Consider the following 13,117-nt stretch of genomic DNA (forward strand, 5'->3'; position numbering starts at 1 on the left):
CTTCCCGCCCGCCGGGTCGGGCGCTGCCCTCTTCACCCTGGAGCGGCGGTCCGCACGCGGCCCAGCGCAGCGACCAGGGCGGTCGGCCGGAAATCGCATGAGGGGGCCGCACAATCTCTGGCGCCTGATCCGCACGGGCGCGACCTTCGAGCGCACCGGCGCGATGCGCACGGCGCTCGAGGCCTTCGACGCGCCGCCGGCGCTCCGGGTCGCCGCGCGGGTGCTCGGCTGGCCGTTCCAGTGGCTGGGCCTCCCCGGCGATCCGGCGCAGCCGCCGATCCTGCGCGCGCTGACCGCGCTCGGGCCGGCCTACATCAAGTTCGGCCAGCTCCTCTCCACCCGGCCGGACGTGGTGGGGCCGGAGCTCGCCGCGCAGCTGACCGTGCTGCAGGACAAGCTGCCGCCCTTCCCGATGGCGGAGGCGCGGGCGGCGATCGAGCACGAGTTCGGCCAGCCGCTCGACGAGCTCTTCGCCGACTTCGAGCCGGCGGTCGCCGCCGCCTCGCTGGCGCAGGTGCACCGGGCGGAGCTGCGCGCCACCGGGCAGACGGTGGCGGTCAAGGTGCTGCGGCCGGGGATCGAGCGCGCCTTCCTGCGCGACGTCGACGCCTTCTACTTCGCCGCCGGGATGATCGAGCTCCTCGCCCCCTTCGCCCGGCGGCTGCGGCCGAAGGCGGTGATCCGGCATTTCGAGGGCGTGGTGCTCGGCGAGCTCGACCTCAGGATGGAGGCGGCGGCGGCGGCGGAGTTCGCCGCCAACACCGAGCGCGACCCGGGCTTCCGGGTGCCGGCGGTGATCTGGCCGGCCTCCGGGCGGCGGGTGCTGACGCTCGAGTGGGTGAGCGGGATCAACCTCGGCGACGTGGAGGCCCTGCGCGCCAGCGGGGCCGATCTCGTCCGGCTCTCGGAGCGGATCATCCAGGCCTTCCTGACCCAGGCGCTGCGCGACGGCTTCTTCCATGCCGACATGCACCAGGGCAACCTGAAGCTCGGGCCGGACGGGGCGCTGGTGGCGCTCGACTTCGGCATCATGGGGCGGATCGACGCCTATACCCGCCGGGTCTATGCCGAGATCCTGATCGGCTTCCTGCACCGCGACTATGCCCGGGTGGCCGAGGTCCACTTCGAGGCGGGCTACGTGCCGGCCGAGCAGGACCGCGACGCCTTCGCCCAGGCGCTGCGCTCGGTCGGCGAGCCGATCTTCGGGCAGGACGCGACGAGGATCTCGATGGCGCGGCTGCTCGGGCATCTGTTCGAGGTGACCGAGCGGTTCGGGATGGAGACGCGCACCGAACTCATCCTGCTGCAGCGGACCATGGTGGTGGTCGAGGGGGTGGCGCGCAGCCTCAACCCGCAGATGAACATGTGGGAGACCTCGCGGCCGGTCGTCACCGACTATATCCGGGCGAACCTCGGGCCGGCGGCGATGGCGCGCGACCTCGCCGGGATGCTGCGCGTGCTGGGCCGCTTCGGGCCGCAGCTGCCGAAGCTCGCCGAGGCGGCGCTGGCGCGGACCAACGCCCCGCCCCCGCCGCCGCCGCCCCGCCGGGCGCCGGGCTGGGCCTATGCGCTCGCCGGGGCGCTGGTCGGGGCCGGCCTGGTGGTGCTCGGCTCGCTGCTCTAGGAACCGCACGGGAGTCGCACGCGTGCGACTCCCGGCAACTCGTTGCAACTGAAGCACATTCCGGGGGCTGTTAACCCCGAGGAAAGGATCTCAGACCGTCGCCGGCCGCCCCTCCGCACGGGCGTCGAGCGAGTAGCGGCCGGCGCCGAGGACGGCGAGGGCGAGGAAGCCGCCGGCGATGGCGAGGTTCTTCTGGAAGCTGATGATCTGGCCCATCCGCTCCATGCCCTCGAGCCCCTGCGCCGGCAGATAGTGGAAGAAGACCGCCGCGACGACGCAGAAGAGCGCCAGCGCCAGCGACGCCCAGCGGGTCTGCCAGCCGACGAGCACGGCGAGGCCGCCGAGGAGCTCGATGGCGATGGCCGGGAAGGCGAGGACGCCCGGCAGCCCGCTCGAGGCGGTATAGGCCATCGTGCCGGAAATGTCGCCGAGCTTGCCCCAGCCGGCGAGGATGAACATGAAGGCGAGAAGGACCCGGGCGGCGAGCGCGCCGGCGGAGGATGCGTTGGTCATGGCGGTTGCCCCTTGCTTGCTGCGGGCGCACGTCCGCGCCTCGCCGTTGCATCTGGCAGATGGCCTGACCGAAAACAATCTCGGCCGATGGCAACTGATTGTTTCCGAGCCGGAGAGACCGGGGCTCAGCCGCCGGCGAAGGCCTCGGGGCGGGCGGCGCGGGCCATGTGGTCGAGGACGCCGTTCACGAAGCGCGCCTCCTTGCCCTCGGGATAGAAGGCCTTGGCCACGTCGAGGAACTCGTTGATCGTCACCTTCGGCGGGGTGTCGGTGGCGACGAGCTCGGCCCCGGCGGCGCGGAAGAGCGCCCTGAGCGTCGGGTCGATGCGGTCGATCGGCCAGCGCGCGACCAGCGCCCGGTCGGTCAGCTGGTCGATGCGAGCCTGCTCGGTGACGGCGGCGGTGAGCAGCGCGCGGAAATGCGCGACGTCGGGATCGGCATAGGCCACGCCGTCGATCTCGGCGCCGAGGCGGTGGGTCTCGAACTCCTCGATCACCGTCTCGAGGCCGGCGTCGGCCGCCTCCATCTGGAACAGCGCCTGCACGGCGTAGAAGCGGGCCGCCGAGCGCATCCGGCGCGCCTGGGCGGCGGTCGGCCGCGGCGGGGTCGCGGGTGGGGTCGCGGGCGGGGTCATTCGAGCCCCGCCACCCGGAAGCTGCCGTCGGGGAGCGGGCGCGAGGGGGCGGCGAAGCGGCGCTTCAGCGCGACGAGGTGCATCGCCGCGGCGGCGGCCCCGCCGCCCTTGTCCTGGCCGGCCGGGTCGGCGCGCACGGCAGCCTGGGCATGGGTCTCGACCGTCAGGATGCCGTTGCCGATGCACACCCCCTGCAGCCCGAGCAGGGTCAGGCCGCGCGAGCTGTCGTTGCAGACCGTCTCGTAGTGGGTCGTCTCGCCGCGGATGACGCAGCCGAGCGCGACGAAGCCGTCGAAGGCCCCGCCGCGCGCGGCGAGGCCGATGGCGGCGGGCAGCTCCAGCGCGCCCGGCACCTCGACCAGCTCCTCGCCGGCGCCCGCCTTCGCCACGGCGGCGCGGGCACCGGCGACCAGCGCCTCGGCGATGTCGCGGTAGAAGGGGGCGACGACGAGGAGGAGCCGCGTCGGCCGGTCGAACCGCGGCAGCGGCAGGATGTGGTGGCTCTCCAACTCAGTCCTCCGCCGGCGGGATCGGCCGGGTGCCGGCGATGGCGAGGCCGTAGCCCTCGAGGCCGACCGGCCGCGGGCTCGGCGAGTTGGTGAGCAGCACGAGCTCGCCGAGCCCGAGCGCGGTCAGGATCTGCGCGCCGATGCCGTACTGGCGCAGCCGGTGCGGCGAGACATGGTCGCCGATCTCGAGCTTCGCCCCCATGTCGCGCAGCAGCACGACGACGCCGCGCCCCTCCGCGGCGATGAGCCGCATGGCGTCGTGCAGCTGGTGGCTGCGGCCGCGGTGGATGCCGAGGATGTCCTCGATCGGGTTCATCGCGTGCATCCGGACCAGCACCGGCTCGGGCGTGGTCAGGTCGCCCTTGGAGAGCACGACATGCTCGCCCCCGCCGGTCGTGTCGGTGAAGACGCGCAGCTGCCAGGCGCCGCCGTACTCGGAGGTCACCGTCTCGACGGCGGTCTCGCGCACCAGGTTGTCGTAGCGGCGGCGGTAGGCGATGAGGTCGGTGATGGTGCCGATCCGGATCGCGTGGCGCTGGGCGAAGGCGACGAGGTCGGGCAGCCGCGCCATGGTGCCGTCCTCGTTCATGATCTCGCAGATCACGCCGGAGGGATTGAGCCCGGCCAGCCGGGCGATGTCGACGGCGGCCTCGGTATGGCCGGCGCGGACCAAGACCCCGCCCTCGCGGGCGCGGAGCGGGAAGACGTGGCCGGGCGTCGCGATGTCCTGCGGGCCGGAGCGCGGGTCGATGGCCACGGCGACGGTGCGGGCGCGGTCGTGCGCGGAGATGCCGGTCGTCACCCCCTCGCGCGCCTCGATCGAGATGGTGAAGGCGGTCTCGTGGCGCGAGGAGTTCGACTGCGCCATCAGCGGCAGGCCGAGCGCGTCGAGCCGCTCGCCGGGCAGCGTCAGGCAGATGAGCCCGCGCCCGTGCGTCGCCATGAAGTTGATCGCGTTCGGCGTGCACATCTGCGCCGGGATGACCAGGTCGCCCTCGTTCTCGCGGTCCTCGTGGTCGACGAGGATGAACATGCGGCCGTTGCGCGCGTCCTCGATGATCTCGTCGATCGGCGAGATCGCAGGCTCGAATTCGGACTTCGGAGCGGTTGGCATCGGCGGCTTTCGGTCGTCGCGGGATTGCGTGCGGCAGATAGCGCAGCCTCGCGGCGAACGCCAGAGCCTCGGGACGTGAGCGTCGGGCGAGGATCGGGGGCGGTGCGACCCTCGATCAGGCGGGGGTCGCGTATTCCGTCAGCCGCGCCACGTAGCGCGCCAGCGTGTCGATCTCGAGGTTCGCGAGATCGCCCGCCTCGGCCTCGCCCCAGGTGGTGACGGCGAGGGTATGCGGGATGATGTTGACGCCGAAGACCGCCCCCTCGACCTCGTTCACGGTGAGCGAGGTGCCGTTGAGCGCGACCGAGCCCTTCGGCGCGACGTAGCGGGCGAGAGCCGCGGGAGCACGGAAGGCGAAGCGGACGCTCTCGCCCTCGGGGCGGCGCTCGACGATCTCGGCCAGCCCGTCGACGTGGCCCGAGACGATGTGGCCGCCGAGCTCGTCCCCGAGCCGCAGCGCCCGCTCGAGGTTCACCCGCCGCCCCGGCGCCCAGCCGCGGCGGCCGCTGCGGACGTTGGTGCGGGCGACCGTCTCGGCCGAGAGGACGACGTCGAACCAGGCGCCCGCCCCGTCGGGGCCGCGGTCGGTCACGGTGAGGCAGATGCCGTCGCAGGCGATCGAGGCGCCGATGGCGATCCCCTCCGCCGCATAGCCGGAGCTGAGGCGCGCGTGCAGGTCGCCGCGATCCTCGAGGCTGACGATGGTGCCGACGTCGCTGATGATTCCGGTGAACATCGCGCTGCCTTCCGCCTTGCGTCCGCCCGCGGTCCTAGCCCGCGCCGGCCGGCGCGGCAAGGGCGGCCGGCGGGTCGCGCGCGGCCCTCCGCCCGGCGCGCGTCGATCTCCGCTGGCTCCGGACGCGGAAAATCGCTAACGTGCGCGCAATGGCCGGCAAGGCCGGACGGGCAAGGATGGTGAGGCAATCGATGCAGCGTCCGCGGATCGCGCTTGCGTGCGCGCTCGCCCTTCTCGCGACTCTGGCCGGCTGCACCGTGCCCCGATCCGGCCCCACCGCCAGCGACATCCTCTCGGGGGGCGAGGAGCTCGGGATGCATGTCGTCACCGTGACGCCGGCGATCGCGGAGACGACGCGCATCGACCAGCGGCTGGGCTTCGGCCCGGAGTTCACCAACGCGCCGGTGGTGTCGCCCGACACCATCCGCGCCGGCGACCTCGTCTCGGTCAACGTGTGGGAGAATGTCGACACCGGCCTCCTCGCCGGGATCGGGCAGAGGGTGACGCCGCTCGAGCGGATCCAGGTCGACCAGATGGGCAACATCTACGTGCCCTATGCGGGGACGCTGCCGGCCGCCGGGCGCACGCCGAGCGAGCTGCGCGACGAGATCACCGCCAGCCTGCAGTCGCAGACCCCGGACCCGCAGGTCGAAGTCCGCCGCGCCTCGGGCGACGGGGCGACGGTCAGCGTCCTCGGGGCGGTGCGCGCGCCCGGCGTCTATCCGATCGAGGCGCCGACCCGGCGCCTCTCGTCGATGCTGGCGGTGGCGGGCGGGGTCGCGGTGGTGCCGGACGTCGCGCAGGTCAAGCTCGAGCGCGGCGGCAAGGTCGGGCGGATCTGGCTGCAGGATCTCTACGACACCCCGCGCTACGACGTGGCGCTGCGCGGCGGCGACCGGATCATCGTCGAGGAGGACCGCCGCTCCTTCACCGCGCTCGGCGCGACGCAGGGGCAGCGGCGCATCCCCTTCGACAAGCGCGACATGACGGCACTCGAGGCGATCGCGACGGCGGGCGGGCTCGACGGCTTCTCGGCCGATCCGACCGGGGTCTTCATCTTCCGCGACGAGCCCGCCGAGGTGGCGCGCCGGGTGCTCGGCGCGAGCGATCTCGCCGGGCCGCAGCGCATGGCCTACATCATCGACCTGACCGGGCCGGAGGGGCTCTTCGCGGCGCGCGAGTTCGTCGTCCGCGACGAGGATACCGTCTACATCACCGAGGCGCCGATCGCCTCCTGGGCGCGGATGCTGACGATCGCCACCGCCACCGCCGGGCTGACCCGCACCGTCGAGGTCATCGCGCAGTAGGGGCGTTAACGATGGTTGCCATCCGGTTATCGGGACCGGGGATTATCCAGCAAAAACAACGACAGGGCCGGGTGGGCACGCGTGCCCACCCCGTGCCCACCCCGTGCCCATCCCGTGCCCATCCCGTGCCCGGTCAGGCGCGGCGCCGCCAGCAGCTCCGGAGGTCGGGGCCGATCGGGGCCACCTCGACCAGGCTGAAGCGGGGGGCGAGCTGGAGCGCGGCGACCTCGAGGCCGCCGACCACCGGGATGGCGGATTCGCCGAGGACGACGCCGGCGGTGTAGCAGACGATCTCGTCGACGAGCTCGGCCTCGATCAGTCCCGCCGCCAGCCGCCCGCCGCCCTCGCAGAGGACGCGGGTGAGCCCGCGCTGCCCGAGGAGCTGCAGCAGCGCGGCGAGGTCCATCTCGACCTCGGGGGTATAGGGCACCTCGATCAGCTCGGCGCCGAGCTCGGTCCAGGCGGCGCGGCGGTCCTCCTCGGCCTCGTCGTCGTGGCAGAGCCAGAGCGGGACCTCGCGGGCGGTCTGCGCCAGGTAGCCGTCCCGCGGCAGCGAGAGCGCCCCGCTCACCACCACCCTGACCGGGTGGCTGTCCTCGATGCCGAGGCCGCGCACGTTGAGCTTCGGATCGTCGCTCCGCACCGTCCCCGCGCCGACCAGCACCGCGTCCGACTGCGCCCGCATCAGGTGCACCTCCGACCGCGCCCGCGGCCCGGTGATCCAGCGGCTCTCGCCGGTGCCGGTGGCGATGCGCCCGTCCAGCGAGGCCGCCATCTTCAGCGTCACCATCGGCCGGCCGGTGGTCATGCGCGTCAGGAAGCCGCGGTTGACCGTCTCGGCCTCGGCGGCGAGGCAGCCGACCTCGACGGCGATGCCGGCCGCCCGCAGCGCGGCGAGCCCGGCGCCGTTCACCCGCGGATCCGGATCCTCCACCGCCACCACCACGCGCGCCACCCCGGCGGCGATGAGCGCATCGGTGCAGGGCGGGGTGCGGCCGGTGTGGGAGCAGGGCTCGAGCGTCGTGTAGACCGTGGCGCCCCGCGCCCGCGGCCCGGCCGCGGCCAGCGCCAGCGCCTCGGCGTGCGGCCGGCCGCCGTCGGCGGTGCGGGCGCGGCCGACCACCGTCGCGCCGTTCACGATGACGCAGCCCACTGTCGGGTTGGGCCAGACCCGGCCGAGCCCGCGCCGCGCCAGCCCGAGCGCCGCGCGCATCCAGCCCTCGTCGCGGGCGGCCTGGCCGGGCGTGCTCACCGGATCAGTCTTCCCGGCCGACCGGCGCCGGCCGAAGCTCGGAGACGAAGTCCTCGAAGTCGTCCGCCGCCTGGAAATTCTTGTAGACGCTGGCGAAGCGGACGTAGGCCACGGTATCGATCCGCGCCAGCGTCTCCATGACGATGGCGCCGATGGTGTCGGACGGAATATCCGTCTCCCCCATCGACTCGAGCCGCCGCACGATGCCGGAGATCATCTGGTCGAGCCGCTCGCTCTCGATCGGGCGCTTCTGCATCGCGATCCTGATCGAGCGCTCGAGCTTGTCGCGGTCGAACGGCTCGCGCTTGCCGCTCTTCTTGATGACGACGAGGTCGCGCAGCTGCACCCGCTCGTAGGTGGTGAAGCGGCCGCCGCAGGCCGGGCAGAAGCGCCGGCGGCGGATGGAGACATGATCCTCGGCAGGACGGCTGTCCTTCACCTGGGTGTCGATATTGCCGCAGAACGGACAGCGCATGCCTCTCCCCGACCCTGTTCACGCTCACGGAGCCTTGACCACAGTATAGGCGGCCGTCAACTGCTTGAGTAGCGCTTTCGTGCCCTCACAAGATAGGCTCGCAGGCGCCGCGCTCGCGCGCAAGACGGACTGGCCGGGCGGGGCCCGCGCCGCCGCCTTCCGGCGAGGCTGTCATCGCCCGCGGCGATGGTCTAGCGTCTGCGGGGCTTCACCGGCCGTGGATTCGATGATGCGGTCTCTCCAGGCACTCGCGCGGCTCGCCGCCCTCCTTCTCGTCGGACTGATGCCGGTGGTCGCGCCGGCGCAGGCACCGGCGCCGTCGGGCTTCGTCTCGCCGCTCGAGCCGGTCGACATCTCGAGCCCGCGCGCGACCTTCACCTCGGTCACCGCGCTCGGGCGCGAGCTCGATGCGGCCTTCGCGAGCTATCTCGAGGCGCCGAGCGTCGCCGGGCAGCGGCGGATCCGGCAGGTCCTCGCGCGCGCCGACCGGCTGTTCGACCTCTCGGCGACGCCGGCCGCGCTGCGCGGCGAGGCGGGGACGGCCGCCTTCGGCACGCTGAAGGACATCCTGATGCGGCTGCCCGCGATCGATCCGGCGAGCCTGCCGGGCGATCCGGCCACGGCGCCGGAGGCGGTGCGCCTGCCGGGCACCGACATCGCCATCGCCCGCGTCGCCGAGGGGCCGGACCGCGGCAGCTTCCAGTTCTCCGCCGCGACGGTCGACCGCCTGCCCGGGTTCCATGCGCTGGTGATCGACCTGCCGATCCTCAACCCCGCCCCCTACGAGAGCTGGCGCGCCGAGCAGATCCGCTTCGCCGGGCCGCTGGTGCCCGGCGCGCTGGTGCAGGCGATGCCGGCCCCGCTCGAGGCGGTGGTGCTCGGGACGCCGGCCTGGAAGCTGCTCGCCGCCGTCCTCGTCCTCGGCGCCGCCACCTGGCTCGGCGTGCTCTGGGCGAGCTTCGCGCTGCGCCGCGGGCGGCGGGCCGGGCCGATCCCGGCCCAGGCGTGGCGGCTTTCGGTGCCGCTGGTCGCCGCCTGCCTGGCGCTCGTCGCGCGCGCCTATCTCCTCGGCCAGGTGAACCTCACCGGCCTCGCCTTCCACATCGTCCAGGCGCTGACCCTCGCCGTGGTCGTCCTCGCCGCGGCGCTGGCGGCGCGCCTGCTCATCACGCTGATCGGCGAGCTCGTGATCGCGACGCGCGGCATCTTCGAGACGAGCTACGACGTCCACCTGCTGCGTCTCGTCTGCCGCGTCTCCGGGCTGGCGGCGGCGGGGGCGGTCGTCGTCTACGGCGCGAACAGCCTCGGGGTGCCGCTCCTCGGCCTGGTCGCCGGCGTGGGGGTCGGGGGCCTCGCGCTCGCCCTCGCGGCGCAGTCGACGGTCGAGAACCTGTTCGGCGGGGTCTCGATCTTCGCCGACCGGCCGTTCCGGGTGGGCGACTACATCATCTTCGCCGGCGGCCAGGGCTACGTGGAATCGATCGGGCCGCGCTCGACGCGCATCCGTGCCGAGGACGGGATGCAGATCACCGTGCCGAACGCCGATCTCGCCAAGATGCAGGTCACGAACAAGACCTGCCGCGACGCCACGCTCTTCGAGCATGTCGTGCGCTTCACCTACGAGGCGACGCCGGAGCAGCTGGCGGAATTCGCCCGCCGCACGCTCGCCGCGCTCGCGGCCCACCCGCTCGACGGCGCGGCGCCGGTGCCGCCGCGGGTGCGCATCGTCGGGCTCGGCGACTTCTCGATCGACGTGCAGGTGCATGCCGAGCTGCTGGCGCGCGGCGAGGACGACTTCTACCGGCTGCAGGAGCTGCTCCTGCTCGAGATCGTGGCGATCGCCGGGAGCGTCGGCCTCGCCTTCGCCTTCCCGACCCAGACGCTGCAGGTGGCGCGCGCCTCGGCCGCGCCGGCACTCGCCTGAGCGAGCAAGCGAGCGAAATCAACCCGATAAGGCCGCGCGCTCGCCTGCCGCCCGACCCGAATGCCCTTGCGGCCGCCCTGCCCGCGGCCTATAGTCCCGGCCTGAGCAGATACTCCCGGATTTTCCTTGGCCGACACCCCTGACGACGACGACCGCGACGACGAGTCGCCCGAGATCCCGCGCATGCCGCATGCCGGCCCGGCGGTGGCGATCGAGTCGGAGATGCGGACCTCCTATCTCGACTATGCGATGAGCGTGATCGTCGCGCGGGCGATCCCCGACCTGCGCGACGGGCTGAAGCCGGTGCACCGGCGCATCCTCTTCGCGATGCACGAGACCGGCAACACCCACGACAAGCCCTACCGCAAGTCGGCGCGGCCGGTCGGCGACGTCATGGGCAAGTACCATCCGCATGGCGACCAGTCGATCTACGACGCGCTGGTCCGCATGGCGCAGGACTTCTCGATGTCGCTGCTGCTCCTCGACGGGCAGGGCAACTTCGGCTCGATGGACGGGGACAAGCCGGCGGCGATGCGCTACACGGAAGTGCGCATGGCCAAGGCCGCCAACTTCCTCCTCGCCGACATCGACAAGGAGACGGTGGACTTCCAGCCGAACTACGACGGCAAGGACATGGAGCCCACCGTCCTGCCGGCGCGCTTCCCGAACATGCTGGTGAACGGGGCGGGCGGCATCGCGGTCGGCATGGCGACGAACATCCCGCCGCACAACCTCGGCGAGGTGATCGACGCGACGCTGGCGCTGATCGGGAACCCCGAGCTCACCGTCGCCGAGCTGATGGAGCATGTCCCCGCCCCGGACTTCCCGACCGGCGGGCTCATCCTCGGTCGCTCGGGCGCGCGCAAGGCCTACCAGGAGGGCCGCGGGTCGGTGATCCTGCGCGCGCGGACGCGGGTCGAGGAGGTGCGCGGCGGGCGCACGGCGATCATCGTCTCCGAGGTGCCCTACCAGGTGAACAAGGCGACGATGGTCGAGCGGATCGCCGAGCTCGCGCGGGAGAAGCGGATCGAGGGCATCGCGCACGTCCAGGACGAGAGCGACCGCTTCGGGGTGCGGGTGGTGATCGAGCTCCGCCGCGACGCGACGCCGGAGGTGGTGCTGAACCAGCTCTACCGCCTGACGCCGATGCAGACGAGCTTCGGCTGCAACATGCTGGCGCTGAACGGCGGGCGGCCGGAGCTGCTCGACCTGAAGAACTTTCTCGCCCACTTCATCGCCTTCCGCGAGGAGGTGGTGGCGCGGCGCACCGCCTACGAGCTGCGCCGGGCGCGCGAGCGGGCGCATCTGCTCTGCGGCCTCGCGGTCGCCGTCTCGAACGTCGACGAGGTGGTGGCGACGATCCGCTCCTCGGCCGACCCGGCGGAGGCGCGCGAGCGGCTGATGACGCGCGCCTGGCCGGCGGCCGAGATCGCGCCCTACATCTCGCTGATCGACGATCCGTCGCACCGGGTGCGCGAGGACGGGACGTATCTGCTCTCCGAGACGCAGGCGCGGGCGATCCTCGAGCTCCGGCTGCAGCGGCTGACCGCGCTCGGGGTGAAGGAGGTGACCGACGAGCTCGAGACGCTGGCGGCGGCGATCAAGGACTATCTCGACATCCTGCGCTCGCACGGGCGGATCATGCAGATCATCTCGGACGAGCTGCGCGAGGTCCGGGAGCTCTTCGCCGTGCCGCGGCGCTCGGAGGTGATCGACTGGGACGCCGACCTCGACGACGAGGACCTGATCGAGCGCGAGGACATGGTGGTGACCGTCACCGCCGGCGGCTACATCAAGCGGACGCCCCTGACCGAGTACCGCTCGCAGCGCCGCGGCGGCAAGGGCACGCAGGGGATGGCGACCAAGGACGAGGACTTCGTCACCCGCCTCTTCGTCGCCAACACCCATACCGCGCTTCTCGTCTTCACCACCGAGGGGATGGTCTACAGCCTGAAGACCTGGCGGCTGCCGCTCGCCGGGCGGAACGCGCGTGGCAAGGCGATCGTCAACATCCTGCCGATCCCGGCCGGGGTGTCGGTGGCGGCGCTCTTGCCGGTCGACGTGCCGGAGGCGGAGTGGGCGAGCCTGCAGATCGTCTTCGCCACTTCGGACGGGGACGTGCGGCGCAACGCGCTCGACGACTTCACCAACGTGAAGTCGAACGGCAAGATCGCGATGAAGCTGCCGGAGGGGACGCGGCTGGTGAACGCCTGCATCGCGTCCGAGCAGGACGACGTCATGCTGACGACCAAGGGCGGGCGGGCGATCCGCTTCCCGGCGACCGACGTGCGCGTCTTCAAGGGACGCGATTCGACCGGGGTGCGCGGCATCCGGCTCGGGGCGGGCGACGAGGTGGTGTCGATGGCGGTCATCCGCCACTTCGAGGCGACGCCGGAGGAGCGGGCGGCCTATCTCAAGATGCGCCGCGCCGTGGCCGGGGCGACCGAGGAGGAGGCCGAGGCCGAGGAGGACGAGGAGGTCGCGACCGACGGCTTCGAGCTCGGGCAGGCGCGCTACGTCGAGATGTCCGAGGCGGAGGACCTGCTGCTGACCGTCACCGCGCACGGGGCGGGCAAGCTCTCGTCGAGCCACGACTATCCGGTGCGCGGGCGCGGCGGCCAGGGGGTGGCGGCGATGGACCGCGCCATGCGCGGGGGGCCGCTCGTCGCGCTCTTCGCGGTGGCGCCGGACGACCAGGTGATGCTGGCGACCGACGCCGGCCAGTCGATCCGGGTGCCGGTCTCCGACATCTCCTTCCGCTCGCGCAGCGCCGGCGGGGTGCGGGTCTTCAATACCGCGGCCGACGAGAACGTCGTCTCGGTGGCGCTGATCGCGGAGAACGGGGACGCCGAGGAGGAGTGAGCGCGGGAGAAGGGCTCGCTCCCTCCTGCACGGCATCGCCCGCGATGAGCACGGCCGAGGGCAACGGCGATGCTCGAGAGCGGATTTCGCGCGCGAAACCTAGAGCAAGTTATTGTTCTAGCTGGTTATTTTTGTCAGCTTTAACCCGCTCTTCACACTACACGAC

Annotated in this window: 11 protein-coding genes; 4 read left to right on the plus strand and 7 right to left on the minus strand. The window is 72.5% G+C overall.

The window, feature by feature from the left end; genetic code table 11:
- Positions 1-97 precede the first annotated feature (97 nt).
- Entirely contained in the window at positions 98-1,624 is a 1,527-nt protein-coding gene (gene ubiB / locus Q0112_RS04460) for a 2-polyprenylphenol 6-hydroxylase (protein ID WP_297971992.1), read from the plus strand.
- Between the two features lie 90 nt (positions 1,625-1,714).
- On the opposite strand, the gene Q0112_RS04465 is transcribed toward ubiB, so the two are convergent.
- From Q0112_RS04465 to Q0112_RS04485, 5 genes are all read right to left on the minus strand, one after another.
- Complete coding sequence (locus tag Q0112_RS04465) at positions 1,715-2,137, minus strand: DoxX family protein (protein ID WP_297971995.1); 423 nt, start codon at positions 2,135-2,137, stop codon at positions 1,715-1,717.
- Positions 2,138-2,262: 125 nt separating this feature from the next.
- Positions 2,263-2,772: a transcription antitermination factor NusB gene (gene nusB / locus Q0112_RS04470; protein ID WP_297971997.1), complete on the minus strand. Its 510-nt coding sequence runs from the start codon at positions 2,770-2,772 to the stop codon at positions 2,263-2,265.
- Entirely contained in the window at positions 2,769-3,281 is a 513-nt protein-coding gene (locus Q0112_RS04475) for a 6,7-dimethyl-8-ribityllumazine synthase (RefSeq protein WP_297972000.1), read from the minus strand. Before Q0112_RS04475 ends, nusB begins: the two co-directional genes overlap by 4 nt.
- Before the next feature lies 1 nt (position 3,282).
- Complete coding sequence (gene ribB / locus Q0112_RS04480; RefSeq protein WP_297972003.1) at positions 3,283-4,395, minus strand: 3,4-dihydroxy-2-butanone-4-phosphate synthase; 1,113 nt, start codon at positions 4,393-4,395, stop codon at positions 3,283-3,285.
- A 115-nt stretch (positions 4,396-4,510) separates the two neighbouring features.
- Positions 4,511-5,131 (minus strand): riboflavin synthase, encoded by a 621-nt coding sequence (locus Q0112_RS04485; protein ID WP_297972006.1) that lies wholly within the window; start codon positions 5,129-5,131, stop codon positions 4,511-4,513.
- Positions 5,132-5,322: 191 nt separating this feature from the next.
- Here Q0112_RS04485 and Q0112_RS04490 point away from each other — a divergent pair, with 191 nt between their 5' ends.
- On the plus strand, positions 5,323-6,438 hold the full coding sequence (locus tag Q0112_RS04490; RefSeq protein WP_297972009.1) for a polysaccharide biosynthesis/export family protein: 1,116 nt from the start codon (positions 5,323-5,325) through the stop codon (positions 6,436-6,438).
- Positions 6,439-6,571: 133 nt separating this feature from the next.
- Here Q0112_RS04490 and ribD read toward each other — a convergent pair whose 3' ends face one another.
- Together ribD and nrdR are read right to left on the minus strand one after the other, a co-directional pair.
- A complete protein-coding gene (gene ribD / locus Q0112_RS04495; RefSeq protein ID WP_324563109.1) occupies positions 6,572-7,690 on the minus strand; it encodes a bifunctional diaminohydroxyphosphoribosylaminopyrimidine deaminase/5-amino-6-(5-phosphoribosylamino)uracil reductase RibD in 1,119 nt (372 codons plus the stop codon).
- 4 nt (positions 7,691-7,694) lie between these two features.
- Positions 7,695-8,165: a transcriptional regulator NrdR gene (nrdR, locus tag Q0112_RS04500; RefSeq protein ID WP_297972012.1), complete on the minus strand. Its 471-nt coding sequence runs from the start codon at positions 8,163-8,165 to the stop codon at positions 7,695-7,697.
- Between the two features lie 226 nt (positions 8,166-8,391).
- Here nrdR and Q0112_RS04505 point away from each other — a divergent pair, with 226 nt between their 5' ends.
- Together Q0112_RS04505 and gyrA are read left to right on the plus strand one after the other, a co-directional pair.
- Positions 8,392-10,089 carry a mechanosensitive ion channel domain-containing protein gene (locus Q0112_RS04505; protein WP_297972015.1) on the plus strand — a complete coding sequence of 566 codons (1,698 nt, stop codon included), beginning with the start codon at positions 8,392-8,394 and terminating at the stop codon, positions 10,087-10,089.
- A 183-nt stretch (positions 10,090-10,272) separates the two neighbouring features.
- Entirely contained in the window at positions 10,273-12,951 is a 2,679-nt protein-coding gene (gene gyrA / locus Q0112_RS04510) for a DNA gyrase subunit A (RefSeq protein ID WP_297972020.1), read from the plus strand.
- The last annotated feature ends 166 nt before the right edge of the window (positions 12,952-13,117 follow it).

Origin of the sequence: uncultured Amaricoccus sp., from assembly GCF_937858865.1 — a bacterium.
GTDB lineage: Bacteria > Pseudomonadota > Alphaproteobacteria > Rhodobacterales > Rhodobacteraceae > Amaricoccus.

What these genes read in the sequence shown, in the direction of transcription:
- gyrA (WP_297972020.1), top strand. Translation starts at nt 10,273, where the DNA reads ATGCCGCATGCCGGCCCGGCGGTGGCGATCGAGTCGGAGATGCGGACC.
- nusB (WP_297971997.1), bottom strand. Translation starts at nt 2,772, where the DNA reads ATGACCCCGCCCGCGACCCCACCCGCGACCCCGCCGCGGCCGACCGCC.
- Q0112_RS04505 (WP_297972015.1), top strand. Translation starts at nt 8,392, where the DNA reads ATGATGCGGTCTCTCCAGGCACTCGCGCGGCTCGCCGCCCTCCTTCTC.
- nrdR (WP_297972012.1), bottom strand. Translation starts at nt 8,165, where the DNA reads ATGCGCTGTCCGTTCTGCGGCAATATCGACACCCAGGTGAAGGACAGC.
- Q0112_RS04490 (WP_297972009.1), top strand. Translation starts at nt 5,323, where the DNA reads ATGCAGCGTCCGCGGATCGCGCTTGCGTGCGCGCTCGCCCTTCTCGCG.
- Q0112_RS04485 (WP_297972006.1), bottom strand. Translation starts at nt 5,131, where the DNA reads ATGTTCACCGGAATCATCAGCGACGTCGGCACCATCGTCAGCCTCGAG.
- ribB (WP_297972003.1), bottom strand. Translation starts at nt 4,395, where the DNA reads ATGCCAACCGCTCCGAAGTCCGAATTCGAGCCTGCGATCTCGCCGATC.
- Q0112_RS04465 (WP_297971995.1), bottom strand. Translation starts at nt 2,137, where the DNA reads ATGACCAACGCATCCTCCGCCGGCGCGCTCGCCGCCCGGGTCCTTCTC.
- ubiB (WP_297971992.1), top strand. Translation starts at nt 98, where the DNA reads ATGAGGGGGCCGCACAATCTCTGGCGCCTGATCCGCACGGGCGCGACC.